The organism is Sphingomonas sp. G-3-2-10, assembly GCF_012927115.1.
Classification (GTDB): Bacteria; Pseudomonadota; Alphaproteobacteria; order Sphingomonadales; family Sphingomonadaceae; genus Sphingomonas.
Genome location: NZ_JABBFY010000001.1, coordinates 3,060,810 through 3,080,041, shown reverse-complemented (window position 1 = coordinate 3,080,041; position 19,232 = coordinate 3,060,810). Strand labels below are relative to the sequence as shown.

The window sequence follows — 19,232 nt, the reverse complement described above, 5'->3', positions numbered from 1 at the left end:
CTCAGTTCGGAGGAGGCAGGTCGTAATCGTCGCTGCGGCGTTCCTGGGAGCTTTCGATCAGGTCGTCGCTGCGCGCGGGGCGGGTCTGGGGCGGCGCCGCGAGGAGGTCGGCCGCTTTGGGCTCCTCTTTCGCGGCGTAAGGTTTGACCGGCAGCGCTTTGCCCGAAGGCGGGATCAGCGCCTCGCGCGCACCGCAGCCGGCAAGGGCAGCCGACGCGACTGCCATCAGGCCCAGCACCACGATCCGCTTCATCGCCCTTCCTCCTCGCGCAGCGCTCGTGCCGCCGCGATCGCCTGACGCACCTGCGCCGGAGCCGTACCGCCGAAGCTGGTCCGGCTTGCGACCGACGCATCCACGCTCAGAACGCCGTACACCCGGTCATCGATCCTGTCGTCGATTTCCTTGAGCGCGCCAATATCGAGTTGATCGAGGCGTATGCCCTGCGACTCTGCCTTCGCCACCGCGCGGCCGGTAATGTGATGCGCCTCGCGGAACGGAATGCCGCCCTCGCGCACCAGCCAATCGGCCAGATCGGTCGCGGTCGAGAAGCCTGCTTCGGCCGCGGCGCGCATCCGTTCCAGCCGGAAGGTCGCGCTGTCGATCATGCCGGTCATCGCGGCGATGCTGAGCCCCAGCAGGTCGTGCGCCTCGAACACCGGCGGCTTGTCGTCCTGCATGTCCTTCGAATAGGCGAGCGGCAGGCCCTTCATCGTGATCATCAGGCTGACGAGGCTGCCAGTGATGCGGCCCGAATGCCCGCGCACCAGCTCGGCGGCGTCGGGATTGCGCTTCTGCGGCATGATCGAGCTGCCGGTCGACCATTGGTCGCTGAGCGAGACGAAGCCGAAGGGCTGGCTGGCCCAGATCACGAACTCTTCCGCCAGACGGCTGAGGTGCAGGCTGCACTGGGTCGCGCTGGTCAGATACTCGATCGCGAAGTCGCGGTCGGAGACCGAATCGAGCGAATTGCGTGTCGGACCGTCGAACCCAAGGGCCGCGGCCGTCGCTTCGCGATCGATCGGGAAGCCCGTGCCGGCCAGGGCCGCGCTGCCCAGCGGTGACAGGTTCATCCGTGCGCGGGCATCCTTCAGGCGGCTGCGGTCGCGCGAGAACATCTCGACATAGGCCATCAGGTGATGGCCCAGCGTCACCGGCTGCGCGACCTGCAGGTGCGTGAAGCCCGGCATCACGCTGTCGGCATGTTCCTCGGCCCGCACCAGCAGCGCATCGACCAGCGCCCCCAGTGCCGAATCGGCTTCGTCGATCGCGTCGCGCACCCACAGGCGGAAATCGGTCGCGACCTGATCGTTGCGCGAACGCGCGGTGTGGAGGCGTCCGGCAGTCGGCCCGATGCCGGCCGCGAGCTTGCTCTCGGAGAGCATGTGGATGTCTTCGAGCGCGAGATCGACGGGAACGCCGTTCGCTTCGAACTCCGCCGCCACGTCGGCAAGGCCGGCCGAGATCGCCGCGGCGTCGTCCGCCGGGATAATGCCCTGCTTGCCCAGCATTGCGACATGCGCCTGGCTTCCGCGCAGGTCCTGCCGCCACAGCCGCTTGTCGAAGGGGATCGAGGCGTTTATCTCGCGCATCACCGCGGAAGGACCTTCAGCGAAGCGTCCTCCCCACATCGTATTGGAGCTGTCCTTGCGCCCGGTAATCGCGCTTCTCCTGCTGGCGGCTCTGGGAATCGGCGGTTGCGATAGGCAATCGGACGCCGGAAGCCAAGCAAACGAAACTATCGCCGCCCCCGCGTCCAACGATGCGGCGGCGAACGAGACCGTCGAAGCGGAAGTGATCGGCACGCTCGATCGCAGCCACAAGGGCGAATCGGCGCCGACGATCCCGTTCGAAACGCCGGGCGGGGCGAAAGGCAGCCTTGCCGATTTCCGGGGCAAGCCGGTGCTGCTCAACCTGTGGGCGACCTGGTGCGTGCCCTGCGTCAAGGAAATGCCGACGCTCGACGCGCTGGCTGTGTCGCTGGGCGACACGGCGCAGGTGGTGGTGCTCAGCCAGGATCTGGATGGCGCGGCCAAGGTCACGCCTTTCTTCCAGAAGGCGAACTTCAAAAAGCTCCAGCCCTATCTGGATACTGATGCCGCGTTCAGCCTGAGCATGGCAGTCAACCTGCCGACGACGATTCTCTACGATTCGAACGGCAAGGAAGTCTGGCGGATGCTGGGCGGCATGGACTGGACCGGCAAGACCGCGCGCGAGCTGATCGCCGAAGCGAAATAGGGTCAGAAGAACAGCCAGACGATCCCGGCCCACAGCGCGAGGCTGATGGGGATGACGATCGCTATGCCGAGCAATGGCCCGGAACCGCGCGAGCGGCCTTCCGGATCCGGATTTTCCGCGCCTGCCAATTCTCTCCGGGCGGAATCTTCCATCGCAACATCTTATCGGTGAGCGAGTCGCGATCCACTACGATCTATGCCGTTTCGGCGGGAATGGAGGATCGAGGGAAGTGGATGCCCGACAAGGACTCGAACCTTGATTGACGGAGTCAGAGTCCGCTCTCTTACCATTAGAGGATCGGGCAACGCAGGGCGGCGCAGATAAGCGGCGCTGCGATTCGTGTCAACACCGTCCGAACATCCCGCCGGTTGCTCCGTGCGGCAGGCTGCGCTAGCCTCGCTCCCAAGCACCGGACGGCGCGCAGGCGCCGAGACGGAAAGAACATAAGAGAGTGACACGATGGGCGATGGCGCTGCCAGAATGCCCCACGGACCGGCGCCGAAGCCTGTCCAGACGGGAACCCCGCCCGCCGCCGAGCGGGCAGGCCGGCCACGCTGGCCCGAGCCGCGCCATTTTGCCGCGCTCGATCTCGGCACCAACAATTGCCGGCTGCTGATCGCCCGGCCGCAGGGCGGCGGGTTCGCGGTCGTCGATGCCTTTTCGCGCATCGTCCGTCTGGGCGAGGGGCTGGCCACCACCGGCCGCTTGTCGGACGCGGCGATCGACCGGACCATCGCCGCGCTGCGCATCTGCGCCGACAAGTTGAAGCGCCGCCGCGTCGCGCTCGCCCGCTCGGTCGCGACCGAAGCCTGCCGCCGCGCCACGAACGGGCAGGAGTTCATCGAGCGCGCCTATCGCGAAACCGGCATCGCGCTCGATATCATCACCGCCGAGGAAGAGGCGCGGCTGGCGGTGCTGGGCTGTCACGCGCTGCTCGAACCCGGCGATGGCCCGGCTTTGGTGTTCGACATTGGCGGGGGCTCGACCGAGCTGGTGCTGCTCGATTCGACCGAACCGACGCCGCGCATTCTCGACTGGCACAGCGCGCCCTGGGGCGTGGTCTCGCTCACCGAAGCGGTCGGGCATGGCGAGGGGCCGGACGGCCGCGCCGCCGCCTATGCACGGATGCGCGCCGAAGTGGCGCAGGCGTTCGCGCCGTTCGTCGCCCGGCTCGATCCGCCGCCGGGAACGCGGCGCCTGCTGGGCACCAGCGGCACGGTGACGACGCTGGCCAGCGTGCATCTCGGGCTGGCGAGCTATGACCGTTCGGTCGTGGACGGACTGATCGTCCCCTCGGTGGCGATGCGCGGGGTCAGCCAGCGGCTGGCGCATCTCAGCCTTGCCGAGCGTAGCCAGGTGCCGTGCATCGGCAGCGAGCGCGCCGATCTGGTCGTGGCGGGCTGCGCGATCCTCGAAACGATATTGGACTTGTGGCCGGCCGAACGGCTGGGCATCGCCGATCGCGGCATCCGCGAGGGCATCTTGCGGCGATTGATGAATGGAAGAGTGGCATGAGCAGGGGCGGCGCTAGAGGGCATACGCGGGTCAAGACCGCGCGCGGCCGCACGACCCAGTCGACGCGCTGGCTCGAACGCCAGCTCAACGATCCCTACGTCAAGAAGGCCAAGGCCGAGGGCTATCGCAGCCGCGCGGCGTACAAGCTGACCGAGTTGGACGAGCGATTCGGCTTTCTCAAGGGCTCGAAGCGCGTGATCGACCTCGGCATCGCGCCGGGCGGCTGGAGCCAGGTCGTGCGGCGCGTGATTCCCAAGGCGAAGGTCGTGGGTATCGATCTGCTGCCGGTCGATCCGATCGACGGCGTGACGATCCTGCAGATGGATTTCATGGCCGACGAAGCGCCCGACCGGCTGATCGAGGAACTCGGGGGGCGGCCCGATCTGGTGCTGTCGGACATGGCGGCGAACACCGTCGGCCATCCGCAGACCGATGCGCTGCGCACGCTGGGGCTGGTGGAGACCGCGCTGGATTTCGCGGTGCAGGTGCTCGAGCCGGGCGGCGCGTTCGTGTGCAAGGTGTTCGCCGGCGGCACCGATTCGGCGCTGGTCGCGCAGATGAAGCGCAATTTCGCGACGGTGAAGCATGCCAAGCCCCCGGCCAGCCGCAAGGGCTCGGTCGAATGGTTCGTGGTGGCACAGGGGTTCAAGGCGCGGCCCGAGCCGCAGGACGACGAGGACTAGCGCTCCAGATCGCGCCGCGCGATCAGCATGGCGCCGACGATGCATCCGGCGAACAATGCGCCTTCCAGTCCGCCCGTCACGACTTCGCTGACGCGCCCGAAGCCGCTTTCGCCGAAGATCGCGCCGATCTGGTCGAGCCGCAGCCGCGAATCGGGAAATTGCCGCGACAGCAGGTCGAGGCTGCCCGCCATCAGCCTGCCGCCGGCCAGCGTGATGAGTACCCCGGCCGCCGCGCCGGTCAGCGCGGCGATTCCGGCCGCGTGGCGCAGCGACCGCGCTTTCGCCCCCCGGCTCGCCAGCCACGCGCCAAGACCCACCGCGCCGCCCAGCGCCGCGCCTTCGATGCCGCCGGTAATGTCGCCCGGCGACTGGCCGAACAGCAGGTTGAAAGCATCCAGCCCAAGCAGCTTCACGATCCCGCCGACGACCAGCCCGCCCGCCGCGCCGCCCAGCATGCGCAACCACGGCCGGTCCCGCGCTGCGTCCGCCGCGGCGATCCCGGCGGCAACGCCCGCGCCGCCGATCAGCGCCATCAGGATGGTCACGCACAACAGCACCAGCAGCACCGACGCCGCGCCCATGCCCGGCTGTAGCGGCTGCGACGCGCCCGCAAAGCCATAGACCAGCCCCCCGATCAGCCCTGCCATCCCCGCGCCGATCGTCCCCGCTCCGGCAAGCAGGGCGATCTTCGGCCAGAGCCGGGCCGGTGCGGCCTGCGGTTCGGGCAAGGCTCGCGGAGCCGGTTCGATCGCTTCCTCGGCCGCCATCGCGGCGATGAAGCGATAGCCATGCTTGGGCACGGTCTCGATGAAGCGTGGATTGCCCGCATCGTCGCCCAGCGCCCGGCGCAGCGTGCGGATGCACTGGGTCAGCGCTTCGTCGGTCACGGGTACGCCGCGCCACACTTCGTCGAGGAACCGGTCCTTCGACACCAGCCTGCCCGCTTCGCTTGCCAGCAGGACGAGCGCGTCGAGATAGCGTGCGTTGAGTTCGACCGCCGCGCCGTCGCGGCTCAGCCGCCGATTCGCCGAATCGAGCAGAAAGCCTTCGAAGCGGAAGCTGCCGGACGTCATGTGCCGGTCAAACCCCAGGATCGCCGCGCGCGCAAGCTGACAAAGTTTTGCGACACATGGCGCGCATAATCCGTTCAGTCCGCCCAAGCCCTTTTCGGGCGGCAAGGAGTTTGCAGGATGAAGAAGCTGATTCTCGGCGCTGCGTTGGCGGCCGCTCCGCTGACCATGCTGGCCGCGCCCGCTGCCGCGCAGGACGGTGGTGCGCTGATGGCGGCGATGTTCCCCGATCCCGATGGCGATGGCGCGACGAGCCGCGAGGAGATGCTGACCGCCAGCGCCACGCGTTTCGCGCAACTCGATACGAACAGGGACGGCAAGCTCAGCGAAGCCGAACGGAGCGCTGGGCCGGGCGGTCGGATGCTGGGCCGCGCCGACAGCGATGGCGATGGCTCGGTGAGTCTGGACGAGATGAAGGCCTCGGCCACGGCGCGGTTCGACCGGCTCGACACCAGCAAGGATGGCAAGATCGACGCCGCGGAGCGCGAGGCGGCGATGGCGCGGATGCGCGAGCGGCGTCCGGGTAACTGAAGCGGGCGCGAACCAAATGAAAAGGCCGGGGATCGCTCCCCGGCCTTTTCAGTTTCGGTCGTGTCCGAACGGCTCAGCCGTCGTAGTCGCCGCCCAGATTCTGGTTGCGCGGCGGGGCTGCGGCGGTGAGGCGCAGCGCCTCGGCCGATGCCGACAGCGAGCCGATTTCGTCCGGCGCTTCCTCGTCGTCGATCTGGACGCGCTGCAGGCCGGAAACCACGGCTTCCTCGAGATGATTCGGGCGCACCGTCTCTTCCGCGATCTCGCGCAGGGCGACGACCGGGTTTTTGTCGCGATCGCGATCGAGCGTCAGTTCCGCGCCGCCCGAGATCTGGCGAGCGCGCTGCGCCGCGAACAGGACGAGGTCGAACCGATTGGGGACCTTGTCGACGCAATCTTCGACTGTGACGCGCGCCATCTTACGCAATCCTTGGAAATTGAATGTCCGGGAAAGGCGGCGACTTAGGTGCGGGGGTCCGCAAAGTCAAGAAAATGCCGCCGCTTGCCCTTTGCGCCGCTGCCCGCCATCACCCCCGGCAATGGCCGATCCCGCCCCCCAGCCGAGCTTCATGGTCGACGGCAACCGGCTGCGGCTGCTCACCGAAGGGCCGGAGCGGCTCGCCGAACTGCTCGATCTGATCCGTTCGGCACAGCGCTCGCTGCGGGTGCTCTATTATATCTATGTCGACGACGAAGCGGGGGCCGCGATCCGCCAGGCGCTGATCGACGCGGCGAATCGCGGCGTTGCGGTGTCGCTGATCGTCGACGGGCTGGGCAGCGAACATGCCGCCAGCCGCCATTTCTTCGATCCGCTGGCCGAGGCAGGCGTCGACATGTGCCGGTTCGTGCCGCGCTGGGGCCGCCGCTATCTGTTGCGCAACCACCAGAAGCTGGCGCTGGCGGACGAGGAACGCGTCATCATCGGCGGGTTCAATATCGAGAGCAGCTATTTCGGCACCGCCGACGATGCCGCGTGGCGCGATCTCGGCCTGCTGGTCGAGGGACCGGCGGCGGCGAGGCTGGTCGGCTATTTCGATGCGCTGTCGGCCTGGGCCAAGAATCCGCGCCCGTCGCTGCGCAAGCTGGGCAAGACTCTGCGCAACTGGAGCGAGCCCGAAGGCCCGGCGCGCTGGCTGCTCAGCGGTCCGATGCGGCGGCTCTCGCCCTGGACCCGGGTGATCAAGAAGGACATGAGCCTGTCGCGCTCGATCGATCTGATCACGTCCTATTTCGCGCCCAATCCGGCGATGCTGCGGCGGCTCGACAAGGCGAGCAAGCGCGGGCGGGTGCGGCTGGTGCTGCCGTCCAAGGTCGATCACACCGCGTCGCTCTGGGCCGCGCGCTTCACTTATGCCGGGCTGCTGCGCAAGCGCGTCCAGATCTACGAATATCAGCCGACCAAGCTGCACACGAAGCTCTATGTCATCGATGGCGTCGTCCATATCGGATCGGCCAATTTCGACATCCGCTCGCTCTATCTCAATCTCGAACTGATGCTGCGGGTGGACGATCCCGCTTTTGCCGCGCATGTGCAGGCCTATGTCGACGGCGAGATCGCCAATTCGGAGCTCATCACCGTTGCGGTCTATAAGTCGCGGACGGGGCCGTGGACGCGGTTCAGGCAGATGATCGCCTATTTCGTGATGGCCGTGCTCGACTATAATGTGACGCGGCGGCTCAATTTCGGTCGCGAGGGACGGCGACGGTGAAGCGTAGACGCAGTTGGAAATCGAAGCTCGAACGCGCGCGCACGGTCGACTGGCGCGAACGCGGCCTGCTGGTCGAAGCTGCTGCGCAGCTGCTGGCCGCGCGCGTGCGCATCGCGATCCTGCCCTTCCGCACCATCGCCAAGGATCTCGGCACCTTCGTCCCGCCGGCCGACAAGCGCATCGCCGATTGCCGCGCCGCGGCGCCGGTCGAGCGTCGCGGCATGGCGGAGAAGGTCAGCTGGGCGGTGACTCGCGCCGCGGTGCACGTCCCGTTCCGTGCGGTGTGCCTGCCCCAGGCGATGGCCGCGCACGCGATGCTTCGCCGGCGCGGAATCGAAAGCGCAGTCCATTTCGGCGCGCGCCGGGGCGAGGAGAAGCCGATCGACGCCCATGCCTGGGTCGATGCGGCCGGAGTCGAAGTGACCGGCTATCCGATCGATGCGGGGATGAAGGAGATCGGCGCGTTCGTCTGAACCGCCGCCTGCCATGCTGAAATCGCCAACCACCCGCGCTTATGCGATGCTGACCATCGTCATGCTGCTATGGGCAGGCAATTCGATCGTCGGTCGCGCGGTGCGCGACGATATCCCCGCGCTGACTTTGGCCTGGTTCCGCTGGAGCGGCGCGCTGCTGATCCTGCTGCCCTTCGCGTTCGCTTCGCTGAAGGCCGATCGCGCCGTGATCCGCGCGCACTGGAAGCCGATCCTGCTCCTTGGCCTGCTCGGCGTCGCGGCGTTCAACGCGCTGCTCTATTCGGGGCTGCGCTATACGCCGGCTTCGAACGCGATGCTGATCCAGGCCGCGATTCCCGCGCTGGTGCTCCTGTTCGACCGGCTGCTGTTCCGCGAACGACCGCGCGCCCTGCAATTGCTCGGCGTGACCGCTTCAACGCTGGGCGTGCTCTTCGTCGTCGTCCACGGCGACTTCGCGGCACTGCTCGCGCTGCGGCTGGGGCCGGGCGAGCTGCTGGTGCTTCTCGCGGTCAGCTTCTGGGCGCTCTACACCAGCCTGCTCCGGCTCCGTCCGGAGGTGTCGCCGCTGTCGTTTCTTGCGGTTACCTTCGCGATCGGCGCGCTGGCGATGAGCCCGCTCGCGCTTTGGGAAGCTTCGGCCGGGCGGCATGTCGTGTGGCAGGCAAGCACGGCCGGCGCGATCTTCTATGTCGCGATCTTCCCCTCGCTGATCGCCTATCTGCTGTTCAACCTCGCGGTGACCCAGCTCGGCGGGGCGCGCGCGGGCCAGTTCTCGACGCTGCTGCCGCTGTTCGGCGCGTTCCTTGCGGCGTTCTTCCTCGGCGAGACGCTGCATCTCTATCATTTCGCCGGGATGGCGCTGATCCTTGGCGGCATCGCGATGACCGCGCTCAGCCGTCCGAAGGCGCCAGTCGCGGCATCGTGATGATCTCGGCGATCGCCTTCGCCGTCTCGGTCTGCCGCACAAACGCCTGAAATCCCCGTCAGCATCGGGGCAATCCGGAGGCTGGTCATGCGCATCGCTCTTGCTTCGCTCGCTCTCGCCGTTTCTGCGCCGGCTCAGGCCCAGCCGGCCGAGACGGCGGTCCGTGCGGTGATCGGCAACTGGTATGCCGAACTGGCGAAGCGGGGCGATGGCCGCCCGTTCAGCCTGTTCGCGCCGGGCCATATCGATGCGTCGCCGCCGATCGGCCATCGCGACACCGGCTCGGCGGCGCTCGGCCCGCCGGTCCATGAGTCGCTCGCCGCCACCGCGCTCGAATTCCGGTACGAGATCGACGCGATCCGGCTGGATGCCAATTTCGCCCGGGTCGAGGTTTGGGAACGCGGCTATTTCTACGCCTTCGCCGCGCAACAGACCTATGAGCGCGCGGCGAGCACGACCTTCGTCCTCGAACGGCAGAAGGACGGGCGGTGGCTGATCCTCGCCCATCGTTCGGACACGGTCGGCATCCCGCCGAACCGGATCACCCGCCCGATGCCCGATCTGCGCGAGCGCTTCTACGCGACTCAGGGCAAGGATCGCGATCCGGCGGCCGATGCGCGAAACGTGGGCCGCTTCTAGCCGTGCGGACGAACGCGAACTTGCCGTTTCGCCACGCGCGGGGCATTGGGCGTCTCCTGTAGATTCCGTATCGAGGCGAGCATGAAGGACAAGCTGGTAACCCTGATCGGCGGCGGCGGTTTTGTGGGCCGTTACGTCGCGCAGGAATTGCTGAAGGCAGGCGCGCGGATCCGCGTCGCCCAGCGCCGCCCGCGCGATGCGTGGTTCCTGAAGCCGCTGGGCGGCCTCGGCCAGACCCAGTTCGTCGCCGCCGACGTGACCCGGCCCGAGACGATCGCCAATGCGGTCGTCGGCGCCGATGCGGTCGTGAACCTCGCCGGCACCTTTTCCAAGGCCGATTACTGGAAGGTCCATGAAGAAGGCGCGCGCAACGTGGCCGAAGCGGCGAAGGCCGCGGGCCTCGAGGCGATGGTCCATCTCTCGGCGATCGGCGCCGATGCCGAATCGCCCGCCGAGTATGGCCAATCCAAGGCCGCAGGCGAAGCCGCGGTGCTCAAGGCGTTCCCCGGGGCGACGATCCTGCGCCCCTCGACCCTGTTCGGCCGCGAGGACCAGTTCGTGAACCGGTTCGCCGGGATGATCGCCAATTCGCCGGTGCCGTTCGTGCCGGTGCTGCGCGGCGAAGCGAAGTTCCAGCCCGCCTATGTCGCCGATGTGGCGCAGGCGGTGGTCGCCGCGCTTTCCGATCCCGACGCGTTCGGCGGCAAGACCTTCGAGCTGGGCGGCCCCGACGTGATTTCGATGGCCGAGCTGCATCGCTGGATCGCGAGCGAGATCGGCCGCGACGTGACCCTGGTCGAGCTGCCCGATCCGATCGGCGCGGGCATCGCCATGCTGCCGATGACGCCGATCACCGGCGACCAGTGGAAGATGCTGAGCCGCGACGCCGTGGTGGCGCCGGGCGCGAAGGGCTTCAAGGCGCTGGGCATCACACCCCAGCCGCTGGCGACGCTTGCGCCCGCATGGCTGATCCGCTTCCGCCGCAACGGGCGGTTCGGGCGCAAGGCGGCCTGATCCTCATATCCGCATGAATGTCGGGGCGGCTCCGCACCGGGGCGGCCCGGTGAAGGGGGCGTATTTCCGTCATGACCGAACTGATCGTCGCCATCCTGCTCGGCATCGTCGAAGGGATCACCGAGTTCCTGCCGGTTTCGTCGACCGGCCATCTGATCCTCGCGTCCGAACTGATGGGCTACAACGCGTCGCAATGGGCGCTGTTCAACGTCGCGATCCAGCCCGGCGCGATCCTCGCGATCGTGGTGCTGTACCGGAAGACGTTCCTCGCGGTGATTCGCGGGCTGCTGAAGTGGGAAGCCGAATCGGTCGCCTTCGTGCGCAACCTGCTGATCGCCTTCATTCCTGCCGTCGCGCTCGGCCTGGCCTTTGCCGAGGAGATCGACGCGCTGCTCGAGAACGCCACCGTGGTCGCCTGGGCGCTGATCGTCGGCGGCATCGCGATCATCCTGATCGAGAAGTTCGTGAAGCAAGGCGAAGCAGTCGGCATTGCCGGCGTCACGGTCGGCCAGTCGATCAAGATCGGCCTCGTCCAGTGCCTCGCGATGATCCCGGGCGTCAGCCGTTCGGGCGCAACGATCATGGGCGCGATGTCGCTCGGCATCGAACGCCGCACCGCCGCCGATTTCAGCTTCTTCCTCGCGCTGCCCACGCTGACCGGTGCGACGGTGCTCCAGCTCTACAAGCATCGCGATGCGATCACCTCGGACGGAATGGGGCTGATCGCGGTCGGCTTCGTCGTGTCGTTCGTCACCGCGCTGGTGGTGGTGAAGGCGTTCCTGACGGTGGTTCAACGCCACGGATTCGCGCCGTTCGGCTGGTATCGAATCATCGCCGGAAGCGCGGCTCTGATCTGGCTCGCGCTGAGATAGGACCGGCACGGCCATAAAAACCGGCATAAATATCTAAGATCGATTCTCAAAAAGGCTTATTTCGACAAATAGGACAGCAATACTGTCTTTAATTTAATGCTGCGGCGCGATAGGCGGCGCGCATGGCTGAAGACATGCTCAAATTCGTGGGAACCGGGCAGGACTATCCGTCCAAGCGCCCTGCCGACCTTCGCGCCGAGGATTTCCTCGAAATTGCGAACCGCTACGCCACGCCCAAGGCCGAAGAGCAGGCAAGCCGCTGCTCGCAATGCGGCGTGCCCTATTGCACGGTGCATTGCCCGCTCCACAATCATATCCCGGACTGGCTGCGCCTCACCGCCGAAGGGCGTCTGCGCGAAGCCTATGAACTGTCGAACAGCACCTCGACCATGCCCGAGATTTGCGGCCGCATCTGCCCGCAGGACCGGCTGTGCGAAGGCAATTGCGTGATCGAATTCTCCGGCCACGGCGCGGTGACGATCGGATCGGTCGAGAAATACATCACCGACACTGCCTGGGAGGAAGGCTGGGTCGAGCCGCTGGTGCCGGGCCGCGCCACCGGCATGTCGGTCGGCGTGATCGGCGCGGGGCCCGCGGGTCTCGCCGCCGCCGAATATCTCCGCGTCCGCGGCTACGAGGTTCATGTCTATGACCGGCACGACCGCGCCGGCGGACTGCTGACCTACGGCATCCCTGGCTTCAAGCTGGAGAAGCATGTCGTGATGCGCCGGATCGACCGACTCAAGGCCGGCGGCATCGTGTTCCATCAGGGGTTCGAAATCGGCCGCGACGCGACGCTCGCCGAACTGCGCCAGAAGCATGACAGCCTGCTGATCGCCACCGGCGTGTACAAGACCCGTGCGATCCGCGCGAAGGGCGCCGATGCCGAAGGCGTGGTCGAAGCGCTCGACTATCTCACCGCATCGAACCGCAAGGGCTTTGGCGACGCCGTGCCCGCGTTCGACGATGGCAGCCTGAATGCGCAGGGCAAGCATGTCGTGGTCATCGGCGGCGGCGACACCGCGATGGACTGTGTTCGCACCGCCGTCCGTCAGGGCGCGGCCAGCGTGAAGTGCCTCTATCGCCGCGACCGCGCCAACATGCCCGGCTCGCAGCGCGAGACCGCCAATGCCGAGGAGGAAGGCGTCGAGTTCGTCTGGCTCTCGGCGCCCGAAAGCTTCACCGGCGGGGCGAAGGTCGATGGGGTGAAGGTGTCGCGGATGCGCCTCGGCGCGCCCGACGCCAGCGGCCGCCGCGCGCCCGAAGTCGATCCCAGCGGCGGGTTCGACCTGAAGGCCGATCTGGTGATCAAGGCGCTCGGTTTCGATCCCGAGGAACTGCCGAAGCTGTTCGGCGCGCCCGAGCTCGGCGTGACTCGCTGGGGCACTGTCCGCACCGCCGGCAAGACGATGATGACCAGTCTCGACGGCGTGTTCGCGGCGGGCGATATCGTTCGCGGTGCGAGTCTGGTGGTCTGGGCGATTCGCGATGGCCGCGATGTCGCGGACCATATGCATTCCTGGATGCGCGCCCGCGCAGCCTCTACCCCGCGCGCGGCCTGAGGGGGTATTTCGATGAAGCTGCTCCTTGCCGCCGCCGCCATCGCGCTGACGCCGTCGCTGGCTCTGGCCCAGACCGCACCGGCTGCCGCGCCGCCCCAGGCTGCTACCGCGGCGACAGTCGATCCCGCTCGTCTCGCCGTGGCGCGCCGGGTGGTCGGCAAGCTGATGCCGGAGGGCGTCTATGTCGAGATGTTCGACGGTGTCTTCGGCAACCTGATGGATACGATGATGGACTCGTTCGACGAGATGCCGCTTGCGGACATCATGCGGATCGGCGGGCTCGACGAGGAACAGGCCAAGGCGCTCGGCCCCACGAAGGTCGCAGAGATCATGGCGATCTATGACCCGCACTGGAAAGAGCGGACGAAGGCCATGATCGATGCGATGGGCGAGATGATGGGCGGCATGATGGCCGAATATGAGCCCAAGATGCGCGACGCGCTGGCGCTGACTTATGCCCGCGAATATTCGCTCGAGGACCTGAACGAGATGGACCGGTTCTTCTCGACGCCCGCCGGCGGACGCTATGCCTCGAAGTCGATGCTCCTGTTCATGAGTCCCGAGCTCATGGCGTCGATGCAGGACATGATGCCCGAGATGATGAAGCGGATGCCGGACATGATGGCGCTGGTCGAATCCGCGACGGCCCATATTCCGCCGGCGCGCAAGATCAAGGATCTGTCCCCCGCCGATCGCAAGCGTCTCGCCGAACTGCTCGGCATCGAGGAGAAGGATCTGGCCGATCCTGCCGAGACGGTTGAGGTCGAGCAAGAGCTGGAGAAGCTCGACTGATGGCACGTTTCGCTGCCCTTGCCACGGCGCTGGCCGTGATGACCCCGGCCGTGGCGCCGGTCCCCGCGCAGGCGCAGACGGCCGCGCCGTCCGAAGCGCATGTGCAGGCGTCGCGGCTTGCTGCGCTGCTGATCCCGGACGGCATCTACGACCGGCTGGTCGGGCCGATCTTCGATGCGATGATGATGCGCGAGATCGAGCAGAATTCGGTCTTCCGCACCGCGATCGAGACTCGTCCCGAAATCCTGTCCGAGCTTCGCGAGGCGATGGTGCCGGCGATCATCGCGATCATGCGCGAGGAACTGCCCTCCTATCGCGCCGATGTGCGCGACCTGATCCTCTCGCGCGCGAAGCCGGAGGAAGTCCGCACGCTTGCCGACTTCTTCGATTCGCCCACCGGCCGCAAATTCTATTCGACGCTGATGGGCATGATGGCGGCAAGCGGCGGCGAACGGCCGGACAACAAGGCGGTCGAGGATATGATCGCCAGCATGTCGCCGGCTGAACTGGCCGAACTCGAACGCATCGGCCGCAGCCCGGCGATGGCGACGTTCGGCGAGATTTCGCGCGGCCTCGGCCCGATCAGCGACGGCTGGTCGAAAGGCCTGGTTACCAAGCACGGCCACCGTATCGAGAGCGCCGTTCGCGACGCGCTCGCACCCCTGCTTAAAAAGCCCCGGAAGTAATGACCATGACCACCGACTCCGCTCTCCACGCCCAGCGCGACCGTCTTGCCGCTACAGGCATGTACCGCCCCGAATTCGAAGGCGATGCCTGCGGTGTGGGCATGGTCGCCGCGACCGATGGCGTCGCCTCGCGCCGCGTCGTCCAGTCGGCGATCGATGCGCTGAAGGCAGTGTGGCATCGCGGCGCGGTTGATGCCGATGGCAAGACCGGCGACGGCGCGGGTCTCCATGTCGATCTGCCGGTGCGCTTCTTTGACGACGCGATCGCCGCGTCGGGTCACCGCGTCCTGCCGAACCGGCTTGCGGTCGGCATGATCTTCCTGCCGCGTACCGATCTGGGCGCGCAGGAAGCGTGCCGCACGATCGTCGAGAGCGAAGTGATCGAAGCCGGCTACACCATCTATGGCTGGCGTCAGGTGCCGGTCGATGTGAGCGTGATCGGCCAGAAGGCGCAGGCGACACGTCCCGAGATCGAGCAGATCATGATCGCCGGTCCCGAGGACCAAGACGCCGCCGAGTTCGAAAAGCATCTCTATCTGGTCCGCCGCCGGATCGAGAAGAAGGTGATCGCCGCGCAGATCAGTGGCTTCTACATCTGCTCGCTCAGCTGCCGCTCGATCATCTACAAGGGGCTGTTCCTCGCGGAGAGCCTGTCGGACTTCTATCCCGATCTGCGCGATGCGCGGTTCGAGAGCCGGGTCGCGATCTTTCACCAGCGCTATTCGACCAACACCTTCCCGCAATGGTGGCTGGCCCAGCCTTTCCGCTGCCTCGCCCATAATGGCGAGATCAACACGATCCGCGGCAACAAGAACTGGATGCTGAGCCACGAGATCAAGATGGCCAGCCTCGCGTTCGGCGAGCAGAGCGAAGACATCAAGCCGGTGATCCCGGCCGGCGCGTCGGACACCGCCGCGCTCGACGCCGTGTTCGAAGCGATCTGCCGTTCGGGCCGCGACGCGCCGACCGCCAAGCTGATGCTGGTGCCCGAGGCATGGGACGAACAGACGCCCGAAAAGCATCTGGCGATGTACAAATATCTCGCTTCGGTGATGGAGCCGTGGGACGGCCCGGCCGCGCTGGCGATGACCGATGGCCGCTGGGCCGTCGCGGGCGTCGATCGCAACGCGTTGCGCCCGCTGCGCTATACCCAGACGTCGGACGGGCTGCTGATCGTCGGCTCCGAAGCCGGGATGGTCGTGGTGCCCGAAGGCAATGTCGTGGCCAAGGGCCGGATGGGCCCGGGACAGATGATCGCGATCGATCTCGATCAGGGCGTGCTGCTCGAAGACCGCGCGATCAAGGACCGCATCGCAGGCGAAGCCGATTATTCGAAGATGATCGGCAAGTTCCTGTCGATCGGCGATCTCGCGGCGCCCAAGGCCGATGCGACGCCGAACTGGACCCGCGCCGAACTCACGCGGCGCCAGGTCGCGGCGGGGCAGACGCTGGAGGATATGGAGCTGGTCCTCGCCCCGATGGTCGAGACCGCCAAGGAAGCCATCGGTTCGATGGGCGACGATACGCCGCTGGCCGTCATCAGCGACAAGCCGCGCCTGATCAGCCAGTTCTTCCGCCAGAATTTCAGCCAGGTCACCAACCCGCCGATCGATCCGCTGCGCGAGCGGCAGGTGATGACCCTGCGCACCCGCTTCGGCAATCTGGCGAACATCCTCGACGTCGAGGGTACGCCTGCCCCGGTGCTGGTGCTCGAAAGCCCGGTGCTGACCTGTGCCGACTGGGCGCGGCTCAAGCATCATTTCGGCGATCAGTCGGCCGAGATCGATTGCACCTTCGACGCCAATGGCGGGCCCGACGCGCTCAAGACCGCGATCGCGCGCATCCGCTACGAAGCCGAACAGGCAGTTCGCGCCGGCTGCACCGAATTGTTCCTGACCGACGAGCATGTCGACGAGAACAAGGTGGCGATCGCCGGTGTTCTGGCTGCGGCTGCGGTCCACACCCACCTCGTCCGTCGTGGCCTGCGCTCCTACGCCTCGGTCAATGTCCGTTCGAGCGAGTGCCTCGACACGCATTATTACGCCGTGCTGATCGGCGTCGGCGCGACGACGGTGAACGCCTATCTGGCCGAAGCTGCGATCGCCGACCGCCAGTCGCGCGGCCTGTTCGGCAAGCTGACGCTCGAAGAATGCCTCTATCGCCATCGCAAGGCGATCGACGAAGGCCTGCTCAAGATCCTCTCCAAGATGGGGATCGCGGTCATCTCGTCGTATCGCGGCGGCTATAACTTCGAAGCGGTCGGATTGAGCCGCGCGCTGGTCAACGATTTCTTCCCGGGGATGCCGGCGAAGATATCGGGCGAAGGCTATGCCTCGCTTCAGCTCAACGCGAAGATGCGCCACGATGCGGCGTTCGATTCCGCCGTCGCGACTCTGCCGATCGGTGGCTTCTACCGCCATCGTCAGGGCGGCGAGACTCATGCCTATTCGGCGCAGCTGATGCACCTGCTGCAATCGGCGGTGTCGAGCGACAGCTACTCGACCTATCTGCAATTCTCGCGCGGCGTGCGCGATCTCCCGCCGGTCTATCTGCGCGATCTGCTCGAATTCAATTTCCCGAACGACGGCATCGCGATCGATTCGGTCGAAGCGATCACCGAAATCCGCAAGCGCTTCGTCACCCCCGGCATGTCGCTCGGCGCATTGTCGCCTGAAGCGCACGAGACGCTGGCGATCGCGATGAACCGCATCGGCGCCAAGGCCGTGTCGGGCGAGGGCGGCGAGGATTCGGCGCGCTACACGCCGTACGAAAATGGCGACAACGCCAACTCCGTCATCAAGCAGATCGCTTCGGGCCGCTTCGGCGTGACCGCGGAATATCTCAACGCTTGCGACGAGATCGAGATCAAGGTCGCCCAGGGCGCCAAGCCCGGCGAAGGCGGCCAGCTGCCCGGCTTCAAGGTGACCGAATTCATCGCCAAGCTGCGCCATGCGACGCCGGGCGTGACGCTGATCTCGCCGCCGCCGCACCACGACATCTACTCGATCGAGGATCTGGCGCAGCTGATCTACGACCTGAAGATGATCAACCCCAAGGCGAGGGTCGCAGTGAAGCTGGTCTCGTCGGCTGGCATCGGTACCGTCGCTGCGGGCGTCGCCAAGGCGCATGCCGACGTGATCCTCGTCGCCGGCCATGTCGGCGGCACCGGCGCGTCGCCGCTCACTTCAGTGAAATATGCCGGCACGCCGTGGGAAATGGGGCTTTCCGAGGTCAACCAGACCCTGACGCTCAACGGCCTGCGCGGCCGGGTGAAGCTGCGCACCGATGGCGGGCTCAAGACCGGCCGCGACATCGTGATCGCCGCGATCCTCGGCGCCGAGGAATTCGGCATCGGCACGCTCAGCCTCGTCGCGATGGGCTGCATCATGGTCCGCCAGTGCCATTCGAACACCTGTCCGGTGGGCGTCTGCACCCAGGATCCCAAGATGCGCGCCAAGTTCGTCGGCACGCCGGAAAAGGTCATCAACCTGATGACCTTCATCGCCGAGGAAGTCCGCGAGATCCTCGCGCGTCTGGGCTTCAGGAGCCTCGACGAAGTGATCGGCCGCACCGAGCTGCTCCGTCAGGTCAGCCGCGGCGCCGAGCATCTCGACGATCTCGATCTCAACCCGATCCTCGCCAAGGTCGATGCCGATGAGGATAATCGCCGCTTCAGCCTCGATACGTGGCGAAACGAGGTGCCCGACAGCCTCGACGCGCAGATGATCAAGGACGCCGCGCCCGTCTTCGCGCGGGGCGAGCGGATGCAGCTGACCTATACGGTGCGCAACACGCATCGCGCGGTCGGCACGCGCCTGTCGAGCGAAGTGACCAACAAGTTCGGCATGTCCGCGCTTGCCGATGGGCATGTCCATGTCCGCCTGCGCGGATCGGCGGGCCAGTCGCTCGGCGCCTTCCTGTGCAAGGGCATCACGCTCGAAGTGTTCGGCGAGTCCAACGACTATGTCGGCAAGGGCCTGTCGGGCGGCGTCATTGTCGTGCGCCCGATGGTCAGCTCGCCTTTGGTCAGCCAGGACAATACGATCATCGGCAACACCGTCCTGTACGGCGCGACTTCGGGCCGTCTCTATGCGGCGGGTCAGGCCGGCGAGCGGTTCGCGGTGCGCAATTCGGGCGCCGATGTGGTCGTCGAAGGCTGCGGCGCGAACGGCTGCGAATATATGACCGGCGGCACCGCGGTGGTGCTGGGCAAGGTCGGCATGAACTTCGGCGCGGGCATGACCGGCGGCATGGCGTTCGTCTATGACGAGGACCAAAGCTTCGCTTCGCGCGCCAATCCCGAAAGCATCGTGTGGCAGCGCATCGCGTCGGCGCACTGGGAAGCGCGGCTGCGTTCGATGGTCGAAGCCCATGCCGAAGCGACCGACAGTGAATGGTCGAAGAGCCTGCTGGAGGAATGGGACCGTGCGCTCGGCCATTTCTGGCAGGTGGTGCCCAAGGAGATGCTCGAGCGGCTTCCGGTTCCGCTGAACGACAATGCGGAAGCGGTGGCGGCGGAGTAGCC

19 protein-coding genes and 1 tRNA gene are annotated in these 19,232 nt (G+C 66.7%); 14 read left to right on the top strand and 6 right to left on the bottom strand.

Annotated elements, in window-relative coordinates:
• Window position 1: 1 nt before the first annotated feature.
• A complete protein-coding gene (locus tag HHL13_RS15495) occupies window positions 2–253 on the bottom strand; it encodes a hypothetical protein (RefSeq protein WP_169556505.1) in 252 nt (83 codons plus the stop codon).
• On the bottom strand, window positions 250–1,629 hold the full coding sequence (gene argH, locus HHL13_RS15490; protein WP_169556504.1) for an argininosuccinate lyase: 1,380 nt from the start codon (window positions 1,627–1,629) through the stop codon (window positions 250–252). Before argH ends, HHL13_RS15495 begins: the two co-directional genes overlap by 4 nt.
• Before the next feature lie 16 nt (window positions 1,630–1,645).
• On the opposite strand from argH, the gene HHL13_RS15485 reads away from it, so the two are divergent.
• On the top strand, window positions 1,646–2,236 hold the full coding sequence (locus HHL13_RS15485) for a TlpA disulfide reductase family protein (protein WP_346775570.1): 591 nt from the start codon (window positions 1,646–1,648) through the stop codon (window positions 2,234–2,236).
• A gap of 2 nt (window positions 2,237–2,238) precedes the next feature.
• On the opposite strand, the gene HHL13_RS22750 is transcribed toward HHL13_RS15485, so the two are convergent.
• Window positions 2,239–2,364 (bottom strand): hypothetical protein, encoded by a 126-nt coding sequence (locus HHL13_RS22750; protein WP_277346993.1) that lies wholly within the window; start codon window positions 2,362–2,364, stop codon window positions 2,239–2,241.
• A 102-nt stretch (window positions 2,365–2,466) separates the two neighbouring features.
• A tRNA-Gln gene (locus HHL13_RS15480) sits at window positions 2,467–2,540 on the bottom strand.
• A 176-nt stretch (window positions 2,541–2,716) separates the two neighbouring features.
• Here HHL13_RS15480 and HHL13_RS15475 point away from each other — a divergent pair.
• Both HHL13_RS15475 and HHL13_RS15470 read left to right on the top strand, forming a co-directional pair.
• Window positions 2,717–3,751, top strand: a complete 1,035-nt coding sequence (locus HHL13_RS15475; protein ID WP_169556503.1) for a Ppx/GppA phosphatase family protein — start codon at window positions 2,717–2,719, stop codon at window positions 3,749–3,751.
• Window positions 3,748–4,434 (top strand): RlmE family RNA methyltransferase, encoded by a 687-nt coding sequence (locus HHL13_RS15470; RefSeq protein ID WP_169556502.1) that lies wholly within the window; start codon window positions 3,748–3,750, stop codon window positions 4,432–4,434. The genes HHL13_RS15475 and HHL13_RS15470 overlap by 4 nt, the downstream gene beginning before the upstream one ends.
• Here HHL13_RS15470 and HHL13_RS15465 read toward each other — a convergent pair.
• Window positions 4,431–5,507: a transcriptional regulator gene (locus tag HHL13_RS15465; RefSeq protein ID WP_169556501.1), complete on the bottom strand. Its 1,077-nt coding sequence runs from the start codon at window positions 5,505–5,507 to the stop codon at window positions 4,431–4,433. The genes HHL13_RS15470 and HHL13_RS15465 overlap by 4 nt on opposite strands.
• 117 nt (window positions 5,508–5,624) lie before the next feature.
• Here HHL13_RS15465 and HHL13_RS15460 point away from each other — a divergent pair, with 117 nt between their 5' ends.
• Window positions 5,625–6,035, top strand: coding sequence for an EF-hand domain-containing protein (locus HHL13_RS15460; RefSeq protein ID WP_169556500.1), 411 nt, complete (start codon window positions 5,625–5,627; stop codon window positions 6,033–6,035).
• A 73-nt stretch (window positions 6,036–6,108) separates the two neighbouring features.
• Here HHL13_RS15460 and rpoZ read toward each other — a convergent pair whose 3' ends face one another.
• The gene (rpoZ, locus tag HHL13_RS15455) at window positions 6,109–6,453 is read right to left on the bottom strand and encodes a DNA-directed RNA polymerase subunit omega (RefSeq protein WP_169556499.1); all 345 of its coding nucleotides are present in this window, start codon (window positions 6,451–6,453) and stop codon (window positions 6,109–6,111) included.
• A gap of 121 nt (window positions 6,454–6,574) precedes the next feature.
• Here rpoZ and HHL13_RS15450 point away from each other — a divergent pair, with 121 nt between their 5' ends.
• The 10 genes from HHL13_RS15450 to gltB all read left to right on the top strand — a co-directional run bounded on the left by HHL13_RS15450 (window position 6,575) and on the right by gltB (window position 19,230).
• Window positions 6,575–7,744 carry a phosphatidylserine/phosphatidylglycerophosphate/cardiolipin synthase family protein gene (locus tag HHL13_RS15450; RefSeq protein ID WP_169556498.1) on the top strand — a complete coding sequence of 390 codons (1,170 nt, stop codon included), beginning with the start codon at window positions 6,575–6,577 and terminating at the stop codon, window positions 7,742–7,744.
• The gene (locus HHL13_RS15445; protein WP_169556497.1) at window positions 7,741–8,217 is read left to right on the top strand and encodes a lasso peptide biosynthesis B2 protein; all 477 of its coding nucleotides are present in this window, start codon (window positions 7,741–7,743) and stop codon (window positions 8,215–8,217) included. The genes HHL13_RS15450 and HHL13_RS15445 overlap by 4 nt, the downstream gene beginning before the upstream one ends.
• A gap of 13 nt (window positions 8,218–8,230) precedes the next feature.
• Window positions 8,231–9,142 (top strand): DMT family transporter, encoded by a 912-nt coding sequence (locus HHL13_RS15440; protein WP_169556496.1) that lies wholly within the window; start codon window positions 8,231–8,233, stop codon window positions 9,140–9,142.
• Window positions 9,143–9,229: 87 nt separating this feature from the next.
• Window positions 9,230–9,781 carry a hypothetical protein gene (locus HHL13_RS15435; protein WP_169556495.1) on the top strand — a complete coding sequence of 184 codons (552 nt, stop codon included), beginning with the start codon at window positions 9,230–9,232 and terminating at the stop codon, window positions 9,779–9,781.
• A gap of 81 nt (window positions 9,782–9,862) precedes the next feature.
• Window positions 9,863–10,795, top strand: coding sequence for a complex I NDUFA9 subunit family protein (locus HHL13_RS15430; RefSeq protein WP_169556494.1), 933 nt, complete (start codon window positions 9,863–9,865; stop codon window positions 10,793–10,795).
• Window positions 10,796–10,866: 71 nt separating this feature from the next.
• Window positions 10,867–11,667 carry an undecaprenyl-diphosphate phosphatase gene (locus tag HHL13_RS15425; RefSeq protein ID WP_169556493.1) on the top strand — a complete coding sequence of 267 codons (801 nt, stop codon included), beginning with the start codon at window positions 10,867–10,869 and terminating at the stop codon, window positions 11,665–11,667.
• A 122-nt stretch (window positions 11,668–11,789) separates the two neighbouring features.
• Entirely contained in the window at window positions 11,790–13,229 is a 1,440-nt protein-coding gene (locus HHL13_RS15420; RefSeq protein ID WP_169556492.1) for an NAD(P)-dependent oxidoreductase, read from the top strand.
• A gap of 12 nt (window positions 13,230–13,241) precedes the next feature.
• Window positions 13,242–14,021, top strand: coding sequence for a DUF2059 domain-containing protein (locus tag HHL13_RS15415; RefSeq protein WP_169556491.1), 780 nt, complete (start codon window positions 13,242–13,244; stop codon window positions 14,019–14,021).
• Window positions 14,021–14,707: a hypothetical protein gene (locus HHL13_RS15410; RefSeq protein ID WP_169556490.1), complete on the top strand. Its 687-nt coding sequence runs from the start codon at window positions 14,021–14,023 to the stop codon at window positions 14,705–14,707. Before HHL13_RS15415 ends, HHL13_RS15410 begins: the two co-directional genes overlap by 1 nt.
• Window positions 14,708–14,712: 5 nt before the next feature.
• Window positions 14,713–19,230 (top strand): glutamate synthase large subunit, encoded by a 4,518-nt coding sequence (gene gltB, locus HHL13_RS15405; protein WP_169556489.1) that lies wholly within the window; start codon window positions 14,713–14,715, stop codon window positions 19,228–19,230.
• Window positions 19,231–19,232: the final 2 nt, after the last annotated feature.

Coding starts and splice junctions, on each gene's coding strand:
- rpoZ (WP_169556499.1), bottom strand. CDS start 6,453: ATGGCGCGCGTCACAGTCGAAGATTGCGTCGACAAGGTCCCCAATCGG.
- HHL13_RS15425 (WP_169556493.1), top strand. CDS start 10,867: ATGACCGAACTGATCGTCGCCATCCTGCTCGGCATCGTCGAAGGGATC.
- HHL13_RS15440 (WP_169556496.1), top strand. CDS start 8,231: ATGCTGAAATCGCCAACCACCCGCGCTTATGCGATGCTGACCATCGTC.
- HHL13_RS15435 (WP_169556495.1), top strand. CDS start 9,230: ATGCGCATCGCTCTTGCTTCGCTCGCTCTCGCCGTTTCTGCGCCGGCT.
- HHL13_RS15460 (WP_169556500.1), top strand. CDS start 5,625: ATGAAGAAGCTGATTCTCGGCGCTGCGTTGGCGGCCGCTCCGCTGACC.
- HHL13_RS15420 (WP_169556492.1), top strand. CDS start 11,790: ATGGCTGAAGACATGCTCAAATTCGTGGGAACCGGGCAGGACTATCCG.
- HHL13_RS15450 (WP_169556498.1), top strand. CDS start 6,575: ATGGCCGATCCCGCCCCCCAGCCGAGCTTCATGGTCGACGGCAACCGG.
- HHL13_RS15430 (WP_169556494.1), top strand. CDS start 9,863: ATGAAGGACAAGCTGGTAACCCTGATCGGCGGCGGCGGTTTTGTGGGC.
- HHL13_RS15475 (WP_169556503.1), top strand. CDS start 2,717: ATGCCCCACGGACCGGCGCCGAAGCCTGTCCAGACGGGAACCCCGCCC.
- HHL13_RS15410 (WP_169556490.1), top strand. CDS start 14,021: ATGGCACGTTTCGCTGCCCTTGCCACGGCGCTGGCCGTGATGACCCCG.
- HHL13_RS15470 (WP_169556502.1), top strand. CDS start 3,748: ATGAGCAGGGGCGGCGCTAGAGGGCATACGCGGGTCAAGACCGCGCGC.
- HHL13_RS15415 (WP_169556491.1), top strand. CDS start 13,242: ATGAAGCTGCTCCTTGCCGCCGCCGCCATCGCGCTGACGCCGTCGCTG.
- gltB (WP_169556489.1), top strand. CDS start 14,713: ATGACCACCGACTCCGCTCTCCACGCCCAGCGCGACCGTCTTGCCGCT.
- argH (WP_169556504.1), bottom strand. CDS start 1,629: ATGTGGGGAGGACGCTTCGCTGAAGGTCCTTCCGCGGTGATGCGCGAG.
- HHL13_RS15495 (WP_169556505.1), bottom strand. CDS start 253: ATGAAGCGGATCGTGGTGCTGGGCCTGATGGCAGTCGCGTCGGCTGCC.
- HHL13_RS15465 (WP_169556501.1), bottom strand. CDS start 5,507: ATGACGTCCGGCAGCTTCCGCTTCGAAGGCTTTCTGCTCGATTCGGCG.